This is a genomic window from Streptococcus infantis, from assembly GCF_047465035.1.
In the GTDB taxonomy this organism is placed as follows: domain Bacteria; phylum Bacillota; class Bacilli; order Lactobacillales; family Streptococcaceae; genus Streptococcus; species Streptococcus infantis_T.
Genome location: NZ_JASHAQ010000021.1, coordinates 23203 through 43303 on the forward strand (window position 1 = coordinate 23203; position 20101 = coordinate 43303).

At 40.4% G+C, this 20101-nt stretch carries 13 protein-coding genes; 1 reads left to right on the top strand and 12 read right to left on the bottom strand.

The genetic code is table 11. The features are described 5' to 3' along the window. Position 1: 1 nt before the first annotated feature. The 4 genes from QM406_RS08685 to mecA all read right to left on the bottom strand — a co-directional run bounded on the left by QM406_RS08685 (position 2) and on the right by mecA (position 8660). On the bottom strand, positions 2-562 hold the full coding sequence (locus tag QM406_RS08685) for a redoxin family protein (protein WP_414273992.1): 561 nt from the start codon (positions 560-562) through the stop codon (positions 2-4). A 158-nt stretch (positions 563-720) separates the two neighbouring features. Next, positions 721-6693, bottom strand: coding sequence for a ZmpA/ZmpB/ZmpC family metallo-endopeptidase (locus QM406_RS08690; protein ID WP_414273993.1), 5973 nt, complete (start codon positions 6691-6693; stop codon positions 721-723). Between the two features lies 1 nt (position 6694). After that, the gene (locus tag QM406_RS08695) at positions 6695-7258 is read right to left on the bottom strand and encodes a TIGR01440 family protein (protein ID WP_075231412.1); all 564 of its coding nucleotides are present in this window, start codon (positions 7256-7258) and stop codon (positions 6695-6697) included. A 664-nt stretch (positions 7259-7922) separates the two neighbouring features. Continuing rightward, positions 7923-8660, bottom strand: coding sequence for an adaptor protein MecA (gene mecA / locus QM406_RS08700; RefSeq protein WP_311523280.1), 738 nt, complete (start codon positions 8658-8660; stop codon positions 7923-7925). 124 nt (positions 8661-8784) lie between these two features. On the opposite strand from mecA, the gene QM406_RS08705 reads away from it, so the two are divergent. After that, entirely contained in the window at positions 8785-10263 is a 1479-nt protein-coding gene (locus QM406_RS08705) for an oligosaccharide flippase family protein (protein WP_414273994.1), read from the top strand. Positions 10264-10434: 171 nt separating this feature from the next. Here the strand turns inward: QM406_RS08705 and QM406_RS08710 are convergent, their stop codons facing one another. The 8 genes from QM406_RS08710 to QM406_RS08745 all read right to left on the bottom strand — a co-directional run bounded on the left by QM406_RS08710 (position 10435) and on the right by QM406_RS08745 (position 19876). Beyond that, positions 10435-11694: a TRZ/ATZ family protein gene (locus tag QM406_RS08710; RefSeq protein WP_414273995.1), complete on the bottom strand. Its 1260-nt coding sequence runs from the start codon at positions 11692-11694 to the stop codon at positions 10435-10437. 117 nt (positions 11695-11811) lie between these two features. Next, positions 11812-13560, bottom strand: a complete 1749-nt coding sequence (locus QM406_RS08715) for an ABC transporter ATP-binding protein (protein WP_414273996.1) — start codon at positions 13558-13560, stop codon at positions 11812-11814. Between the two features lies 1 nt (position 13561). Continuing rightward, the gene (locus QM406_RS08720; RefSeq protein WP_414273997.1) at positions 13562-15286 is read right to left on the bottom strand and encodes an ABC transporter ATP-binding protein; all 1725 of its coding nucleotides are present in this window, start codon (positions 15284-15286) and stop codon (positions 13562-13564) included. A gap of 50 nt (positions 15287-15336) precedes the next feature. Continuing rightward, positions 15337-16275 carry a peptide-methionine (R)-S-oxide reductase MsrB gene (msrB, locus tag QM406_RS08725; RefSeq protein ID WP_414273998.1) on the bottom strand — a complete coding sequence of 313 codons (939 nt, stop codon included), beginning with the start codon at positions 16273-16275 and terminating at the stop codon, positions 15337-15339. 124 nt (positions 16276-16399) lie between these two features. Next, complete coding sequence (thrB, locus tag QM406_RS08730) at positions 16400-17269, bottom strand: homoserine kinase (RefSeq protein WP_049509590.1); 870 nt, start codon at positions 17267-17269, stop codon at positions 16400-16402. Between the two features lies 1 nt (position 17270). After that, on the bottom strand, positions 17271-18557 hold the full coding sequence (locus tag QM406_RS08735) for a homoserine dehydrogenase (protein WP_414273999.1): 1287 nt from the start codon (positions 18555-18557) through the stop codon (positions 17271-17273). A 140-nt stretch (positions 18558-18697) separates the two neighbouring features. Next, complete coding sequence (gene yaaA, locus QM406_RS08740) at positions 18698-19420, bottom strand: peroxide stress protein YaaA (RefSeq protein WP_414274000.1); 723 nt, start codon at positions 19418-19420, stop codon at positions 18698-18700. A 45-nt stretch (positions 19421-19465) separates the two neighbouring features. Continuing rightward, positions 19466-19876, bottom strand: a complete 411-nt coding sequence (locus QM406_RS08745) for a peptide deformylase (RefSeq protein WP_414274001.1) — start codon at positions 19874-19876, stop codon at positions 19466-19468. Positions 19877-20101: the final 225 nt, after the last annotated feature.

Here is a 20101-nt window from a genome sequence, read left to right on the forward strand (position 1 = left end):
TCTAATCTATGCTTTTTAGCATCTGTAAAATAGTTTCTTTGTCCATAAAACCTGGCTGGGTCTTGACTAGTTTGCCTTCTTTATCGATAAAAGCCTGAGTCGGATAAGAACGAACTCCGTAACTCGCCAAAAGTTGTCCCGAAGGGTCTAACAATACTGGTAAATCTTTATAGTCCAAGCCCTGATACCATTTCTTGAAGCCTTCTTCTGCTTGCTCGCCTTTTTGACCAGGAGAAACGACTGTCAAAACAACATAATCATCGCTTTCTTCTTTAGCCAGCTCATCGGTATCAGGGAGGCTGGCTAGACAGATAGAACACCAGGAAGCCCAAAATTTGAGATAGACTTTTTTACCTTTGTAATCTGATAGATGGTAGTTTTTCCCATCAACTCCCATGAGTTCAAAATCTGGAACTACTTCTCCTTTTTTTGCTACCTGAGAGCTAACTTGCGCTTGTTTGTCTCCATTTTGTTTATCAGTTTCGCTTGTTGTCTGATTTTTACAAGCCGATAGACAAAACAGACTAGTGCAGACCAATACAGTTGCTTGCCATTTTTTCATTTTCATCACCTTCTTTTTTGTTATATGAATATAGATATTCACTTTATAGTTCTATTATATACCTACCTTGCTAAAAATACTTGGAATCTGTTTGGAAAATTCTTAAAACTCTTGGAAACCCAAAAACTCCCACCTGCTAAGCAGATGAGAGTTTGGGATTATTTAAAGATAGAAGTTTTAAAGCTATCTGTTTGTTGAAGAAGTTTCTTAAAGAGTTTTTCTTTAAGTGATACGGTGTTGTCAAATTTGACAGATCCGTTACTTAGAGTAGCCTTATCTTTATCAACTGCTTCAGCAAATGCACGTTTCAAGTCTTCATAGCTATTGTATGTTTTACCATCGATTTCAATAGATTGAATTCCATTTTTGGCACTTGTTACAACTTCATTGAAGTAAGCTTTCTTCCATTCTTCAAGATTGTTGAATTTTCCTTCAGAAATCTTGTTAATGATAAAGTCATCACCTAGAGTATCTTTACCAGCTTTTTTAGATCCAGCTTTAAGCATGTTAGAAGCATAGTTTAGGAAGCCTTTTTCGTAGCCATAGTAACCCCAGATTCTGAAGGTATTGTGTTTGAAGGACATAGCTCCAGGAGCACCTTCACTTGTGTTCCCACCGTAGATACCAGTCATCATTGGAACATTCACATAAGCAGAATCAAAGTCAGTAGGATTATAAACTCTGTTACCCGGACCGCGGTTAGTCATGAAGTTGTTCGTAATTAAGTCATCTACTGTGCGTAAAGGAATAGCTTTTTCCTCATCACTTAAAGGTCGAACCTTATCGAATTGGTTCTTGGTGTTATTTCCTCTGTACTGCTTATCAACCTTCTTGAACCAAGCGTTGTTTAAATCTTGATTTCCTTTATCGAGGACAGCTTCTCCTTCAAGATAATCCAGAAGCATGAGGGTGTCATTATAGCCCTTCATGTAACGATCAATTTCTTCACGAGATTTAAGGTCATTTGGATTTGTGTTGTACCATTGATTGCCATCGTTTGGACGTTCATAAGCCATGTTGAGACCTAGGGCTTTGTATTCACCATTTGGATTTGATACTGATGGAGTTTGCAACATTCCTTGTGCAAATGCTTCAAGATCTGTTCCTTCACGGTGTCTTGAACCACCCAAGTAGACCATACGATCATTTACGTGAGTTGTTTCGTGGGTAAAGGCAGAAACCCCAAAGTCACTAATCATGTCCGTAACCATGAAGAAGACAGAATCATCTTTATATGGATTCTGATAAACGCGAGCCACAGCTCCCATACGCCAGTCAGTCGCATGATAACGTCCTGTAGGTCCGTATAATTCACGGATAGGCGCCACATCTTTACCACTATTAGTGTGACCATATTTATCAGTACTAATATCTTTATAGTTTTGGTTATCCAAAACAGGTGTTGGAACCATGTTGTTGCTCTTCAAAAGTTGATTACGAACTTTATCGATTGATAGACGTGACCAGAAGTCTAGATAATTCTGTTGACCTTTTGCAACCTTATCGATTTCAGCTTTAAAGGCATTACGTTCTGCTTCAGTATACTTACCATATTTTTCAAATGAACTATAAGCCATTGTATTGTAAGTTGAAATCAAGAACATATGGGCATCTTTCAAGTTCAAGAGTGGCAAGATCATCTTACCATGCACATCGTTGTTTAAACCTTCGTAGGCTCTGTGTTTCTTATCGGCAAACTCAGGAGTTGTTGTTTTTGGTTCAACGATATAAACATTGTCTTTGGTTGCTTTGATGAACCAATCATTTAGGTCTTTGTCTTCTGTGAATAGACGCATATTATAGTCTAAGAAACTGTTTAACTCGCCGATACCGATAACTCCACCGATAGCTTCACGATAAGCTTCTAGAGTTCTATCACCTTTAATGTTACTTTCCTTAGAACCAATCTGAATCAAGAAGTCTAATACACTTACATTTTTACCATAGAAATCTGGTTTGAACAACATGAGTTGCTTAATATTGAAGTTATCAAACTTCACTCCGTAATAACGGTTAAGGTAAGATAGACCAAGGAGAACCGCTGCCTTGTTATCATCAATCTTCTTGATCAAAGCACGTTTAGCAGCCTCATCTGTGTTTAATTGATGATCTTCATTTTCCAGCAACTGTTTCACAAATTTAGCCAGATTATCCTTGACTTCTTTGAAGCTTTCTTCTAGGTAAAGATCTTTGATAGCGTTAACTTTATTTGGTCCTGTTCTACCAAGTTTTTGGTAAATTGGATCTGATTGTAGCTCAACTGGACTTAATTTTTCAACGATAGCATTGATAAGATCGCTACGGTCTTTGTCAACGATATTAGGCGTGTAAACAACTTCTCCAAGTTCAGCAATGCTGTACTCTTTCACTTGTTTAACCTTAGATTCTTTCAGCTCAACAGTAAAGATGTCTTTAGTCTTATCACCATAATGAACCATAATATGGTCAGCATCAGCTAATTCTGTCACAAAGGCATTGCCCTTCATAGCAGTAACAGATAAGACTTCCTTGGTCAAGAGAGGACTGCCTGCAGCAAGTTTGTTTCCTTGGTTTACGATCCATTCTTTATTATAGAAAGGTTGTAATTTTTCGATATTACGGTAGGCAAGTTCACGAGAGGCATCGTAATCTTGAGTATCTTTATAAGTATCAGCTTTTACTTTCTTATTATTGAGAGTATCCTCAACAAGAGGTTTAATTTCAAACGTATCAGCAGTGATACCGAATTCAGCGATCTTTTTATTTGCTTCTTCAAGACTGATTTCTTGAATTCTGTTAGTACGAGAACGTTTGAATGAACGTTTACCAGAGCTGACATCTTTAACAACATAGTTTCGCTCAATCCAATCGTTTGTATAGTAACCGTCTTCTTCGTCTAAGTCTTTTGAACCGTAGAACTCTTCACCATTTTCAACTTTCATCATTGAAACAGTATCAGCAACTCTACCCCATGTCCAGTTTTTACTAATGAATCCACCAACCTCAACAGGTGTCTTAACATTAATGGTTCCTTTAGTAACAGCATTACGAACAGAAGCATACTTGTCGATTCCATTAGGATCCGAACCATTATCAGATCTAGCAAGAAGACCACCAACACGAGCTTTATTTGCTGTAATATCAGCATCTACATAAGCGTGTTTGATATTCCCTCTCCAAATTTCACCGGCAATACCACCAATATCCCAGCCTTTGTCACCAACACCAGTAAGTTTACCAATGAATGCGACATTTTTAAGTAGGCCACCAACATCTGCTTTATTGACAATACCAGCAATACCATCTTTACCAAGAACACTACCAGTCACCTTGACATTCTCAACTGTAGCATTTTTAATCGTTCTTGCAAGTGGTGAAATATTTTCAGCCCAAGGCATATTGATATCAACGTTACCTAGGTTAACATTTGTAACCGAGCCACCCTCGATATTATCGAACAATTGACGAGCCATATTGTGGATTGTGTACTGCTTTCCTTCAACACTTGTTAAAGTTCCACTAAACTTACCAGGTACATATTGTTTATTTGGTGTTGGAACATTAGCTGCATTAAGATCAGCACCTAGTTTAAATGTTCCATTTTTATTGTCCTGCATGGCCTTTACAAGATCATTGAAATCGTAATAAACATCACCTTCATGAGCTTTTGGCTTAGCAAAGTAATGGACATATTCTTGACTGAACTTGTTGTCTGAATTACGCTGAATTAAATCAGGGGCTTGGGCAGTTACTTTGTACAATGTTTTACCATCTACAGTAACTTCTTCAATCTTGTCAACAGCTAGTCTTGTAACCTTGTTATCATGAGTTGTCACTTTCAAGTAATAAGGTTTAACATCTGATGGTTTTGCTGACAAGAGACTATTATCAGTTTCTACACCTTGGTTATCAACACTGATAAGGCTGGTTTCCTTGATGTTTTTGACTTCGACTTTTTTGAGATCAAGTCGCAGTGGTTCTTCCGTGAGAACTACTTCTTCATTCCCATTTCCACGATCGTAAACCATCTTAGTCGCAATCTTGTAGTCCTTGTAGTATTTCAAGTTTGTAAGATTTGCAGTCAGGTCTCCCTCAGACATGTTGACTGTTTGAAGGCTAGTATCACCATCTTTCAAGACAACTTCAAGAGATTTAATGGTTACACCTGTTGGTTTAACCAATTGGTAACGAACCTTGGCACTACGCTCTAATTCTTCTTTATCTATATGAGTGAGGGTCAACGTTGGCTCAGTCAGGATTTGATCACCTTTTTTGATGATACGATCTTGAACTGCTTCAACAACTTCCTCTGAAATCGTTGGAGCATCCGCAGTTTTCACGCCCTTAAGAGTCTTATAGACTTTGGTAATCTTTTTCTTACCGTTTTGACCAGCTTGAGCAACAACTTCTGTTCCCTTCGGAAGAGTGCTGTCTACTTCTGTTCTTGTCTCGAAAGGAATTTCTTCAAACGAAACTTCTTCAACTTGACCTTCAATAGCCTTGGTACCACGACTAATTTTTTCGTTTACTGGCGCCGTAACAATTTCTGTACTCGTGCTGATTGGGTCCCCAACTTTTTGGCCATTGACTGTCTTATAGACACGATGAATCAGCTGACTTCCTGCTTGACCGTTTTGAATCACTGTTTCTTCATCAGTGTATCGAGTATCATCAGCTACATACTCCTTTGTATATGGAACTGCTACTGTTTCAGTTTCTGTGACAGTTGCTTCAGCTACTTCATACGCTGGCAACTCTGGCTGAACTAGGGATTCGCCTTCGTGGCCTTCTTCTTGCGTGCCTTTAGCACTTTCTTCAGGTTTATAAGCTGGTTCTTCTGGCTGAACTAGAGATTCACCTTCGTGGCCCTCTTCTTGAGTTCCTTTAGCGCTAATCTCACCTGTGTAGGCTGGCAACTCTGGCTGAACTAAGGACTCACCTTCGTGACCTGCTTCTTGAGTTCCTTTTGCTGTAATTTCGCCTGTGTAGGATGGTTCTTCTGGTTGAACTAAAGCTTCGCCTTGGTGACCCTCTTCTTGCGTGCCTTTAGCACTGATCTCACCTGTATAAGCTGGGTTTTCTGGCTGAACTAAAGACTCACCTTCGTGACCTTTTTCTTGAGTGCCTTTAGTGCTAAGTTCGCCTGTATAGGCTGGCAATTCTGGTTGAACCAAAGTTTCGCCTTCGTGGCCTGCTTCTTGAGTGCCTTTAGCACTAAGTTCGCCTGTATAGGCTGGCAATTCTGGCTGAACCAAAGATTCGCCTTCGTGACCTGCTTCTTGAGTGCCTTTAGCGCTAAGTTCGCCTGTATAGGCTGGCAATTCTGGCTGAACCAAAGATTCGCCTTCGTGACCCTCTTCTTGGGTTCCTTTGGCTGTAAGCTCGCCGGTGTAGGCTGGCAATTCTGGCTGAACCAAAGATTCGCCTTCGTGGCCTGCTTCTTGAGTGCCTTTAGCGCTAAGTTCGCCTGTATAGGCTGGCAATTCTGGTTGAACCAAAGATTCGCCTTCGTGGCCTGCTTCTTGAGTGCCTTTAGCAGTAGCAATTTTCTCTGACTGGTCTTGGAAATCTGATGCTTTAAAGTAACCTACGTACTCGTATCCTTCAATTTGAATGACACCTTTTGCCAAGTCCTCTTGACTACTTCCAGCAATCGTTTGGTTATAAGACACCAAGATTTTATTCTCAAAGGCTTGAGCTGACTGAGGGATAAAGTAACTACCACCTAGAGCTCCAATAAAGAGAATACCCAACATTTTATTACGATGTTTTTTAGACATCACCACAACAACCAAAGACGCTGTTGCAAAACCAAGAGTTGCTAGGGCCAACTCCTTGCTTCCAGTGTTCGGCAATTGTTGAGAATTCACTTCCTTTTTTCTGTAAACAAGATAGACAACATCATCTTGCTTTAAATCTGAAGGAAGTTCGCGATGGATCAAAGCCTTTTCTGCTTCTGTCAATTCTTGTTCAGCCAAATAACGGTAATGAACTTGGTTTGGTGCTGCCACTTCGTTAGCTGCAACAGTTTCAACTAAAAAGTTGTTTGCTCCCAAAAGAAATGTCCCGATAACTGCAGAACCTACACCAACTGAGAACTTCCGAATAGAGTATTTAATAACTTTATCAAACTGCATTTTTCTGTTTTTCATTTTAAATCTTTCTAATGTGATCTATTGGATATTGAGCACGCGCCCCTCCAATGAGTTTTGGTCGACTAGCAAGTGCTGTCACATGAGCCAGACCAATATCTCTTAAGACTGGTCGAATGGGTACCTGAACATGTTTGATATGCATCCCAATAGCAGTATCTCCGATGTCCAAACCAGCATCAGCTCTAATAAATTCGACCTCCACAGGATCCTTCATATAGCGAAAGGCGGCCAATTGACCAGAACCTCCTGCATGTAAGGTCGGGAGTACACTCACAATCTCCAACTGATGTTTTATAGCTACTTCTCGTTCAACAACTAAAGCCCGATTGACATGTTCACAACCTTGAACAGCCAGGTGAATTCCCTTAGCCGTTAACAGTTCCAACATAGTCTTGACAATTAGTTCACCGATTTCCTGACTCGAATCTTTTCCGATGTGTCCTCCCAGCACTTCACTCGAAGACAAACCCAAGACAAATAGTGCTCCCTCCTGTAAAGAAGCCTTGTCTAGTACATCTTCAAGAATCTGCTGTGTTTCTATTTGAATCCGTCTTTGGTCCATATTTCACCTCGCTTTTTTCATTCTATCATATCGTTTTTCATCAATTTTAGCAAGATTGGAAGACATAGGAATACCATTTGCTCGGATTCAAAAACTATATGAGGGCTCTTTTCAAAAACTGATTCAAATTTTATCTATTTTCAAATATAAACTAAAATTATACTTTGAAAACAAAAAAAATATAATAGTTTAGTAAAATCGTTGATGTAACAACATTTACACCTAAAAGATTTGTCAGTCAATTCGATTCTAAACTACCGAAAGTAACTTCCTCCATTCTACCCCATTTCTTACTTTTAAGCTACTACTTTACCTTATTTTTTGGACTTTTTTTCTACTTTGTACTAACCTTTGACCATTCAGAAAATTTTCATGAAATGATGCTAAAATTTTAATTCTACTATCAAATTATAATATAGCAATTTTTTGAATACAAACTGTATCCAATTTTTTTAAAATAGATTTTACAGAGAAGATAACAAAAGGCGGTGTGACAGAAATCGATAGACAAAGTCTAGATTTCGTAGTCCCAGCCCCGCGAGGATGATTAGGAGCTTTTTGGAGTCTAAAGGACGAACAAAAAGTTCAATCAGCTACCGCGTCAAAGTTTGATTGCTAATAAAAAGTGAGGTCGGGATCTTTTGTCCCAACCTCTTTTTCTAGATTAAACTTTTTGGAGTCCTTTGACGGCATCGTGGTTGATGATGATTTGACCGTATTCTTGAAGGACTGAGCGACTGATATCACTATCATCCGCAAATTCTCGCATGCGAGCCAGTAACCAAGCAGGATAAAGATTTGGACGATCCTCTACATCCACTAAAACTGTCAAATAGTATTGATCATTCATCTTATATAGCTCTGAAGTCTCCATTTGGTAATCAACTGTTTTAGCGAAAGAAACCAAACTAGATAAATCGTCAAAGCGTAAGATATAGTAGATATAAGGCTCTCTCTTTCCTTCTTCTGCTTCGAGGGCTTCATCAAGCACTGCTTCCTCTTCCTTTTCAACTTGTTCCAAAGATTGAATGGCTTCAATATCGTCTTTAGTTTTTTCTGCCATGGTTTTCTCCAAGGTTTTCAAAAACTCATCTGGAGACATTTTAGCCAACTCATCCATATCAGGAAGGTCTGCCAAATCGTCAAAATCCAAATTCTGGTCAATCTTAGACTTGGTCACAAAGACATCAACCTTATCTGGCTTAGGAGTCACTCGGAAGCTAAGCATACCTGTATCCAAGAAGCTATCTGGCATCTCTAGCTCATCCAAAATGGCATAGAAAAATTCTTCTGTTTTCTCTTGCGGAACGAGAAAGTCTGCGATTTCCATTCCACGATCCATCAAATCCTCTAAAGACATGGTGATCTTTAATGTCGTATCACTGATTTGTTTCATTTTCATAGTTCGTAACCTCATACTTTCAGTTCTATCTATTATACAAGATTTCATAGATTTTATCAAAAGAATGGCGTTGGAATGTGATATAATACTAGTATCTATTTTAGAATATAAGAAAGAAAGTTTCATGAAAAATATAAAAGTTAATGCTTTGGCTAGCTTGCTGGTCAACATCTTGAATATCGTTTTTCCTTTGATTACTAATCCCTATTTAACGCGGATTCTTAGTAAATCCAATTACGGTTACTTCAACACTGCCAACACCTGGGCAAGCTTTGTCATTCCACTCGCTGCCTTTGGGATTTATAATTATGGGATTCGAGCTATCAGTAAGGTTAAGGATGACAAAAACAAGATCAATTATGTCTTCTCTAAGTTGTTCTATATTTCGCTAATTACTTCAGCTGTAACAACAGCTATCTATTTCCTCTTTATTCATTTTGATACTAGTATTGTCAATCTGAAAATCCTTTACTATATCCTTGGAATTCAAGCCCTCTTCCAATTTCTGAATATCGAGTGGATGAATGAAGCCTATGAGAATTATTCATTTATCCTTTATAAAACACTGGTTATTCGTATTGGAATGTTGGTCGCTATCTTCGCTTTCGTTAAGACTCCTGATGATATTGTTCCCTATGCCACAATCATGAGTGCGACAACCATTATCAACTATCTACTTAGCTTCCTATGGATTAAGCGAGAGGTTTCCTTTGTTAAGATTGAGTTCATCGAACTTCTCAAGTCATCTAAACCACTCTTAACCATGCTCCTTCTAGCAAATGCTAATATGCTCTATACCTTGCTAGACCGTATGTTCATCACTAAGGGACCTGACGAGAATTTCATCTCCTACTACACCATTGCCTCAAGTATCGTAATGCTGATTGCTAGTGTCCTTAGCGGAGCTATCAACGTCAGCATCCCACGACTTGGTTATTATCTAGGAAAAAAAGATTTTACTTCTTATAAAAATTTGGTCAATCAGGGCGCATCCCTCTTTTACTTCCTCATGATTCCTACCAGTATTGGTATTATGGTTTTGGGAACCTATGCTACAGTTATTTACTCTTCTGAGAAATATCTAGAAGCTGGAATTGTAACAAGTGTCTTTGCCTTTCGTACCATTATCTGGGCCATCGAATTAATCCTTGCTAAACAAATTATCTTTATCAATGACCATGAAAATCACTTGACTGCTTTCTACTTTATCGGAGGTGGAGCAAATATTCTATTTAACTCCTTGCTGTTTTTCAATAATATCTTCACTCCTGAATACTACATTGGCACAACCGTTCTAGCTGAAGCAATTGTGGTTCTGCTAGAGATTCGCTTTATTAAGAAGTACAAACTATTGGATTTGAAAGAGATTTTTACAACCTTGGCTCGCTACACAATCGTATCACTTGGTTTCATCCCAATTTATTATATTTTTAAAACCCTCTTCCAAGTTCATAGCTATGAAGTTACGATGAAGATGATTAGCATGGTTCTTTCTACAATCGCAGCTTGTGGCATCTATTACGCCATCACCCTCTTTATTATCAAAGATAAAACACTTCATTATGCACTTGACTTAGTTCGTTCTAAAATTAAAAGAGGATAGAGGTCCCTCTCAAAAATGTTCAAATTAAATATTATGTAACAAAAAGAAGACCTTACAGAGTCTTCTTTTTCTATATAGCCTACACAATAAATACCCACTCAATAAACTTGTTAGAGCATACTAAGTCAAGACAACACCGACCTAGCTTTAAAAAATTAGAAAGAGTATCACTTACAAATCTACTGTTAGTACCTTCCCAGCTCTCACTACTTGCTCACCTGCAATATAGACGTCATTAACGTCACTCGATTTGACAGCATAAACGAGGTGAGAAAGCATGTTTTCTTGAGGTTGGAGATGGATTTTTCCTTGGGGTTGAATGACGAGAAAATCTGCTTGTTTGCCGACTTCTAGACTACCAATCTCATCTTCCATTCTCAACACCTTAGCTCCCTCGATAGTCAGAGCCTTGAGGGCAGTTTCGATTGGAAATTGGCTAGCATCGCCACTTTTCATTTTCTGTAAAAGAGCTGCGGTCCGTCCTTCCTCAAACATATCAAGGTTATTGTTAGAAGCAACTGAGTCAGTCGCAATACCGACTGGCACTCCTGCCTTTTGAAGTTGGACGACTGGTGTAATTCCCGAAGCTAGTTTGAGATTGCTGATAGGATTGTGGGCAATGGCAACTTGCGAATCTGCCAAGCGGGTAATTTCTGCTTCATTCAACTCCACACCGTGAGCAAATACAGCCTGATGATCTAAATATCCAAGTTCATCTAGAAAGGCTAGTGGGCGTTTGCCATAGCGCTTCAGGATAATACCTGACTCTTCCTGTGTTTCTGCAACATGGATATGAAGAGGAATGTTCTCTTCTTTTGCTAGGTTCAAGCTAGCCTCTAATAATTCTCGACTACAACTGTAGGGCGAATGAGGGGCCACCATGACCTTGAAATTGGGATCCCGATATCCTTTGATTGTCTCGATAACAGCTCGTGTTCTTGCTATAGTCTCATCAGTCGTCTCCATGTCTGACGAAAAGAGAGTCGGAGAAAAATAGCAACGCATCTTAGACGCATCGACCACTTCATAAATCTTCTTTATCTCTACTCCATTCGGATTGTACATATCATTGAAAGTTGTCGTTCCTGACTGGAGCATCTCTGTTAGCGCCTCTTTGACGGCCTTTGTAGTCATCTCTGGTGTGAATTCTGCTTCTGCTGGCCAGATATAGTCCTCCAGCCATTCGTGGAGATTGCTATCATCACAAATGCCTCTCAAGCCTGTCATGGCAGAGTGAGTATGGCAGTTAACCAAGCCAGGCATAATCCAGGCACCCTGACAGTCTATGATTTGATCTGCTTGTTTAAGAATCTCTTGATTTTCCTGACCGACATAGACGATTTGAGAATTTTCAAGAGCCAAGATACCATCCAAATAGACGTGGAAATCTTGGTCACAAGTCACGATATTTACATGCTGAAAGACTTTCATCCCTAGGCTCCTTTTCTATATAAGTATTCATACTGGATAATTTTTCTAGCTATTGTAACAAAAAAGTCACCCGAAGGCAACTTTTACTTTGTATTTGCTTAAGAAACTAGGTAAAGTCTATTCTGGACTAAAAGCCGCTGCTTCTTGCATTTGATAGTATTTGCCTTTTCTCGCCATGAGTTCCTGATGATTGCCATATTCGACAATATCTCCATCGACCAAGACAAGAATCAAATCAGCATCTTGAATGGTCGATAAACGGTGGGCAATGATAAAGCTTGTCCGCCCTTTCATGAGTTTGGCAAAGGCGTCCTGAACCAGCACCTCGGTACGGGTATCGATGGATGAAGTCGCTTCATCTAAGATAAGAATCTTAGGAATAGCTAGAAAGACACGGGCAATAGTTAAGAGCTGAGCCTGACCAACAGACAAGGATTCCCCTGCATTTTCAAGCTTGGTATCATAACCATGTGGCAACTGTTGGATAAAGAAGTCTGCGTTAGCTGCCTTGGCTGCCGCAATGACCTGCTCTCGGCTAGCATCAGGATTTCCAAAGGCAATATTGTCATGAATGGTTCCTTGCTTGAGCCAAGTTTCTTGAAGCACCATCCCAAACTGCTGTCTCAATGATGATCGGGTACAGTCATAAATCGAATGACCATCTAGCAAAATATCTCCAGAGTTAATCGGGTAAAAACGCATGAGGAGATTGATGAGGGTTGACTTCCCTGCACCCGTTGGCCCAACGATGGCAACCTTGCTACCCTCCGGAATGTCAATAGACAAGTCCTTGATTAAGATCTTTTCAGGATTGTAGCCAAAGGAGACATGCTTAAAGGAAATAGCTCCCTTGACTTGGTCGCTGTTCAATTCTTTAAGACCAGTTTCTCTAATCTCAGGGCTTTCTAAAACAGTATAAACACGTTCTGCACAAGCCAAGGCACTTTGCAACTCAGCTAAGACCGATGAAATATCATTAAAAGGCTTGGTGTACTGCTGCACATAATTCAAAAAGGTCACTAAACGCCCAACCGTCAAAGTAGAACCTGCCATGATGCGTAAGGCTCCAACACCAGCAAGTAGGGCATAAATGAGGGCATTGACAAAACGGGTGGAAGGATTGACTGTCGATGAATAAAAGATAGCCGACTGAGAATAACCTGCGTAGTTGTCATTTGCCTCATGAAGTCTCTCGATAAATTCTTCCTGAGCATTGAAGGACTGGATAATGGCCTGTTGGGTGAGCGATTCTTCTATCAACTGAGTCTGAATCCCCCTAGTCTCTGTCTGCTTTTGAAAGAGATGGTAGGATTTCTTAGCGATAAAGCGTGAAATGACCATAGATAGAGGTGTTAAGAGCAGAACCAAGAGAGTCATCAATAGATGGATTTGGAGCATAGCAAGGATGCTGACCAAAATCATCAAAACTCCTATGAAAAATTGGTTGAAAATCATATTCAGACCCGCTGCCAACTGCTCGATATCTGTCGTTACACGGCTGACCATTTCCCCACTACCTTGTCTATCTACAAGGGCAATCGGAAGACGATGGAGCTTTTCAATGATTTTTTCGCGCAAATCTCTAGTATAGGAGAAAATCAGTCGATTATAGAGGAGAGGATTGGCCCATTGTACCAGCGTATTTCCTATCACCACCAAAATCATCTGGAGGAAAAACTGCCAAAATAGCTGAGATGAACCATCGACTAGGACTTGGTCAATCACCTGTCCTATCAAGATTGGTAGATAGATTGATAGGGCTACCTGAGCAATGGTACCTAAGAAAGCCAGGAAAAGAAGGACGGGATGGCCAGCTAAATCTTTTGCTAATCGTTTAAGGGTTTGACTTGCATGTTTGCCTTTCATTCTAGTCCTCCTTTCCATGTTGGGATGCATTGATTTCACGATAGACTTGGCTAGTCTCCATCAATTCCTTATGATTTCCAAGTGCTAATTGCTCCCCTTTCTCTAAAAGGAGAATTTGATCAGAAATCTTCAAGGTTGAAGTTCGTTGGGAAATCAAGATCAAGCTGGTGTTTGGTAGGTTATCTTGAACAGCCTTCAGAAGATTGGACTCGGTGATGGTATCAAGGGCTGAAGTCGCATCATCCAAGATGAGAAAAGATGCTTGATGCAAGACTGCCCGGGCAATCGACAAGCGTTGCTTTTGTCCACCTGAAAAATTACGACCGCCTGCTTGAACCTCTGCGTCCAACTGACCTTCCTTTTCACTGACAAAGTCCTTGGCCTGAGCAATTTCCAAAGCCTGCCAGAGTTCTTGGTCAGAGACAGTTTCTTCCATACCCAGAGTCAAGTTAGAACGAATGGTTCCCTTAAAGAGTTCAACCTTTTGAGAAACATATGCCATCCAGGACCGCCATTCAGAAAGATTGCGAGGACTACGTCCATCTCGATAAAGGGAAATACTTCCCTTATCTGCCGGATAGATCCCAAGTAGGACTTGTACCAAGGTCGATTTACCAGAACCAGTCCCACCGATGATTCCAAGAATTTGTCCTTGTTGCATAGCAAAAGAAAGATTTTGCAAGGATGGTTGAGCAGCATCTGGGTAGGTAAAGCTCAAGTGTTCAACTCGTAAGGACTGGTTCGAGGAAGTTTCTTTTTGAGCAATTTCTGCCAGTATATCTTCAGGTTTTTCAGCGAAGACTTCTTTAATCCGCTTGGCAGAAATATAAGACTGGTTGAGTGAATTAATGAGCATGGCTAGTTTTATCAACTCTACCAAGATTTGTAGAAGATAGTTAATCAGGGCAATCAAGGCGCCTTGACTGAGGAGTCCGCCTTGGATAGAAATATAGCCATTCCAGATAATCACTAGCAAGGTTCCATTGACGATCAAATAGGTCAAGGGGGGCAAGAGAGTGGACCAATAGCCTGTTTTCATTTGGATAGCTGTATAGACTTGATTGAGTACTTGGAAGTTCTCGATTTCTCGTCTTTCTTGGCCAAAGGCACGAATCACACGCATACCTTGTATCTGTTGGCGTGTTTCCTGAACCAGCTGGTCTGTTTTCTTTCTCAAAATACTATAGAGAGGATTGACCAAGCGTGATAACACGACAATGACAAAGGACAAAATGGCAACCATGACCAAAAACCAGAAGGTCAATTCAGGCGAGAGTCGATAAGCCATGAAAATGGCACCAAAAACAATAATAGGCGCCCTTAAAAATAAGCGCAAGAATTGATTGATTCCCGTTTGAATCTGATAGGTATCTGAAGTCAAACGCGTTACCAAACTCGAAGTCGTCAAACGGTCTCGACTATCCTTGGGCAATGAAAGAATATGACGATAGAGGTCATTGGTCAACTCCTTGGCAAATCCAACCGCTGCCTTGGCTGAGTAAAACTGGGCCACTAAGGCGACTAGGACACCGATGACTGCAAACACAAAGAGGAGGCCCATTTGCATCCACAGATGACCCTGATCTTTTTGAGGGATGGATTGGTCAACAATTCCAGCTATCACCATGGGTACCAAGAGTTCAAAAACGGCTTCTAGCAGTTTAAACAGAGGTGCTAGGAAAGACTCCTTGAGGTAGGGTTTAAAGTAAGAAAGTAATTGTTTCATATGTCCCTTCTATTTTCAAAATGAAGAAGGTGGAAAAACCACCATCTTTTTTATTTGTTCAAATACGGAAGTAGGTAGCCATAACCAGCCTCTTCCATTTCATTCTTAGCAATGAATCGTAGAGAGGCAGAATTGATGCAATAGCGTAAGCCTCCTAGTTCCTGAGGTCCATCAGTAAAGACATGTCCCAAGTGGGCATTACCCGAACGTGATCGGACTTCGATACGTTCCATACCATGACTCAAGTCTTTGTAGTAATGAATGAGTTCCTTGGAAATTGGTCGGCTAAAGCTTGGCCAACCACAGCCTGAGGCAAACTTATCCTTAGCAAAGAAAAGAGGCTCACCAGTCGTGATATCAACATAAATTCCTTCCTCAAAAGTTTGGTCGTAGGCATTTCTAAAGGGAGCTTCCGTCGCAGCTTCTTGAGTAACTCTATAAGACTCTTCTGACAAATTCTCTCTTAAAACTGCCTGACTAGGTTTTTCATAGTTGGCGGCATCTATCAGTGGTTTCTCAGCATCCCTCACATCAATGTGGCAATAGCCACCAGGATTTTTCTTGAGGTAGTCTTGGTGATAGTCCTCAGCCAGGATATAGTGACGGAGTTTCTCCACTTCTACCGCTATCTTGCGACCGAGCATGCGCTCCTGCTCTTGGACAAGAGCATAGATAGTCGGCAAATCCTCTTCATCTAGGTAATAAATCCCTGTGCGGTACTGACGACCACGGTCATTTCCTTGTTGATTGACAGACAGTGGATCAATGACTCGGAAATAATAGAGTAGAATCTCACGGAGGGACACCACCTTTTCATCATAGATAACTTGCACAGTCTCTGCATGATCTGTTTCTTTGATTAATTGATAATTAGTAGTTTCTACTTGACCATTAGCATAACCAACACTGGTTTGCAACACTCCAGAAATTCTGGAAAAATATTCTTCCAAACCCCAAAAACAACCGCCTGCTAGATATATTTCTGCCATTTCAAATCCTCCTTGACCATCTATCGGTCAGCAAAAGTGGGAAACATTTCATATCCCATCTTTCATTTTCAAAAAAAGGATAGGAAGCCCTCTAATAGAGAGTTTCCCCATCCTATCGCAATATTTATTTTTCTTCGACGCGCACGCCTTGTGTGTCTACTTGCAAATCATGAAGCTTGCCTTTGAACGGTTGTTTTTCAAGCTCTGCCTTAATCTTCGGCATCTTATCAGGATCAGCTAGAACCATGACAGTAGGCCCAGCGCCAGACAAGTAGGTCGCATAAGCACCGTTTCTCTTGGCAACTTTTTTAATTGTCGCAAATTCTCGAACCAAATCTTGACGATAACGCTCGTGGAAAAGGTCACTCTCGATAGCTTGACCAGCTTTGACCATATCTCCTGTCAATAGAGCTGCGATAGCCACATTGGCTATTGAACTTGCTGCAACAGCTTCCTTGTATGATAATTTCTTAGGCAAGACACCACGACTATCGCGAGTTCGCAATTCATAGTTTGGAATATAAGCTAGGAAAGCACACTCTGGGAAAGGCGCCACAACAGCTGAAACCTGACCTTCGACTGAGCTTGCAATGACCAGATTTCCGTAGATGGCTGGGGCAACATTATCAGGATGCCCTTCAATCTTAGTCGCCAATTGCAATTTGTCATGATCGCTTAATTTAAGATTTCCTAATTGATTTGCCAGTTCAATCCCTGCAACGATGACAGAGCTCGATGAACCAAGTCCACGTGCAAGAGGAATATCACTAATCATTTTCAAACGTCGTGGTTGTAGGTCTGGAACAATTTGTAGAGCAATTTTCAGCAAAAGATTACGTTCGTCACGTGGAATCCATTTACCTAGTTGGTGCTCAATCATCCATTCTTCACGTTCTTCACAAACCTGAATCTCTAGATACTTAGTTACAGCTACACCAACCGAGTCAAAACCTGGACCCACATTGGCACTTGTAGCAGGTACAATAATCTTCATCTTAGTCTCCTAAAACCTTGAAGGTGTTGAGAAGTTCAAACTCAGACAAGGCCTTCAAAGCTTCTGTAATATTTTCAAGCTGTGACTTGTTGATTTTATGAGTGATGATAACGACACGAGCTTTGCCTTCTTGCTTGCCATCTTGAAGGATTTGCTTGAAGGAAATATCTTCTGCATTAAAGAGTTCAGCCAATTTCAAGACTTGACCTTTTGAATCTGGTGCCAAGATTGAGAAATAGTAGTTGGCTTTGACATCTTCTGGCTGAGCCAAAACAAGGTCACGATGGTATTCGTTAAAGGCTTTTCCAATGGTACCGTCATTCAAGCGACGAACGATACGAACGATATCGGCTACGACACTCGTTGCAGTTGGTTTTTGTCCTGCACCAGGTCCATAGTACATAGATTCGCCGATCCCGATAGACTCTACAAAGACTGCGTTCATAACCCCATTGACACTTGCAAGCGGGTGAGCCTTAGGAAGAAAAGTCGGTGTAACCTCAGCAGCGATTCCAGATGGTGTTTCTTCGATAGAACCTACTAATTTAACCACATACCCAAGATCTTGGGCAACTGCCACATCCTCTGGAGTGATGTTGCGGATTCCTTGATGGGCCACATCTTCAAATTTGACATTCATCCCAAAAGCAAACTGGCTGAGGATAACCATCTTATAGGCTGCATCAATCCCATCAACGTCATTAGTTGGATCACTTTCAGCAAAGCCAAGTCGTTGGGCTTCAGCAAGGGCATCTGCATAAGACCAGCCTTCTTCTACCATTTTGGTCATCATGAAGTTAGATGTTCCATTGACAACACCAAGAACACGTGTGATTTTGTCTGATGCTAGCGAGTTAACCAAGGTACGAAGGATTGGAATTCCTCCCGCAACAGCTGCTTCATAGTAAAGAGCAACATTATGAGCTTTGGTAATCTCAAGCAATTCAGAACCATGGACAGCTAAGAGGTCCTTGTTGGCTGTCACGACGTGTTTCCCTGCTTCTAATGCACGAGTGATAAATGTTTTAGCAGGCTCGATACGTCCCATCAACTCAACAACGATAGTGATGTCTTTGTCTGACAAGATTTCATCGATATTTGTTACAAAATTAAAATCATTTCCTTCCTCAAGCAAGCGTGCTTTCTCTTCATCGTCTTTGACCAAAACCTTGGCTACTTCAATTTCTGAATGTGCTGCTTGAACAATTTTTTCTCCATTTTCCTTTAGTAAGAATGGTACACCACTGGCTACTGTACCAAATCCAAGTAAAGCAATCTTAACTGACATATTTGTCTCCTCGAAATTTTCTAATAGTCCTATTATACCAAAATTGTGAGAAAATTCCTACCATTCTGAATTAAAAATAGGAGCGTCAAATCATAAAAAAGTCTGCCCTGATACAACCTAGGACAGACTCTATTTTCAATCTATTTTACAAAGACCATTTCCTTGTCACTAGACAAGTCTTCTCGATAGTGGAAACCTGCAAAGCTGAGCTTTTTGATTTCTTCTACAGAAGTCACCTGATTTTCCATCAAGGCTGTTAAGAAAGCACCTCTAGCTTTTTTTGAAATGGTTGAGTGGACTTTTAGTTTTCCATCTCTGTCTTCCATAAACTTAAAGGTCACCATTTGCTCGCGAACCTCTTTAGGGAAGACAGTTTCAAATTCCGAAGACAAGAGTGAAAAGATTAGTTCTTCACCCTTCACCGACTCTTCATAAGCTGACTGCCAGTGACTTTTCAGGCTTTTCCCAGCGATTTTAAGCTTCATCAAAAAGTCCAGTCTGTGAGGTGCAATCGGTGCAAAGGCTGGAATCACACCGTAAAGAGCTGACGTTATCATGAGGTGTTTCTCCAGATAGGCTTGTTCAGCCTTGGTTAGATTGTCCCGTTTGATGTTACGATACATAAGTCCATCAAAGAGTTGCAAAGCAGGATAAGAGTTTGCAGTTCCATTTTTTAAAGCTTGGATGCGTTCATACTCTTCTTGTGCTTTTTCAGCAGAAATTTTGTAAAAAGTCTCTAGTTCTTGGACCGAGTATGTTGCTAACTCCTCTAGTATAGCCTGACTTTCAGGACGCAAGGGATTTGCATCTAAACTAGGGATTTCAGTGTTCATTTCTTTTGCAGTTGGGATTAGAATTTTCATAGTCTTAGTGTAGCATATTTTCCTATGACTACCAAGGATTTGAGCCTAAATAATACGACCTTCTAAATGATCGAGTTCATGCTGACAGATCTGAGCCGGAAAACCTGTCAGGGTAATGGTCTGTTCTTTCCAATGAACATCTCTATAGGATACGGTAATTTTTTCATACCGAGTTGTCGGTCTTACTCCTGTCAAAGACAAACATCCTTCCTCCGTTTCATATGGCCCTTCAAAAGACTTGATAACGGGATTAAACATGACCATGGGAATCATGCCAATATTAAAAATAATCACTCGCTTTTGCACCCCAATCATATTGGCCGCTAGTCCAACACAGGTCTCACGATTGGCCTGTAGGGTATCTTGTAAATCCTTTGCTAGAGGTAAATCCTCCTGACTAGCAGGCTGGGATACCTGCGATAAAAATATCATATCTCTTACGATTTTCTTTTCCAAGTCTTCTTTCCTCCATACAATATCATTCTACTTGATTATAGCACAAAATCTATTGACTTTTATCTTTATATAAAAACAAAAAAGCCATCCGAAGATGACTTTTCTGAACTGCACCCCAAAAGTTAGACAGAAAAAAATCTAACTTTTGGGGTGTTTTTATTATGAAATTAACTTATGATGATAAAGTTCAGGTCTATGAACTTAGAAAACAAGGATATAGCTTAG

Bases quoted from the DNA above. Each gene is read 5' to 3' on its own strand.
- QM406_RS08695 (WP_075231412.1), bottom strand. From the start codon at position 7,258: ATGGACCAAAGACGGATTCAAATAGAAACACAGCAGATTCTTGAAGAT.
- QM406_RS08690 (WP_414273993.1), bottom strand. From the start codon at position 6,693: ATGAAAAACAGAAAAATGCAGTTTGATAAAGTTATTAAATACTCTATT.
- thrB (WP_049509590.1), bottom strand. From the start codon at position 17,269: ATGAAGATTATTGTACCTGCTACAAGTGCCAATGTGGGTCCAGGTTTT.
- QM406_RS08705 (WP_414273994.1), top strand. From the start codon at position 8,785: ATGAAAAATATAAAAGTTAATGCTTTGGCTAGCTTGCTGGTCAACATC.
- msrB (WP_414273998.1), bottom strand. From the start codon at position 16,275: ATGGCAGAAATATATCTAGCAGGCGGTTGTTTTTGGGGTTTGGAAGAA.
- QM406_RS08685 (WP_414273992.1), bottom strand. From the start codon at position 562: ATGAAAAAATGGCAAGCAACTGTATTGGTCTGCACTAGTCTGTTTTGT.
- QM406_RS08720 (WP_414273997.1), bottom strand. From the start codon at position 15,286: ATGAAACAATTACTTTCTTACTTTAAACCCTACCTCAAGGAGTCTTTC.
- mecA (WP_311523280.1), bottom strand. From the start codon at position 8,660: ATGAAAATGAAACAAATCAGTGATACGACATTAAAGATCACCATGTCT.
- QM406_RS08735 (WP_414273999.1), bottom strand. From the start codon at position 18,557: ATGTCAGTTAAGATTGCTTTACTTGGATTTGGTACAGTAGCCAGTGGT.
- QM406_RS08715 (WP_414273996.1), bottom strand. From the start codon at position 13,560: ATGAAAGGCAAACATGCAAGTCAAACCCTTAAACGATTAGCAAAAGAT.
- yaaA (WP_414274000.1), bottom strand. From the start codon at position 19,420: ATGAAAATTCTAATCCCAACTGCAAAAGAAATGAACACTGAAATCCCT.
- QM406_RS08710 (WP_414273995.1), bottom strand. From the start codon at position 11,694: ATGAAAGTCTTTCAGCATGTAAATATCGTGACTTGTGACCAAGATTTC.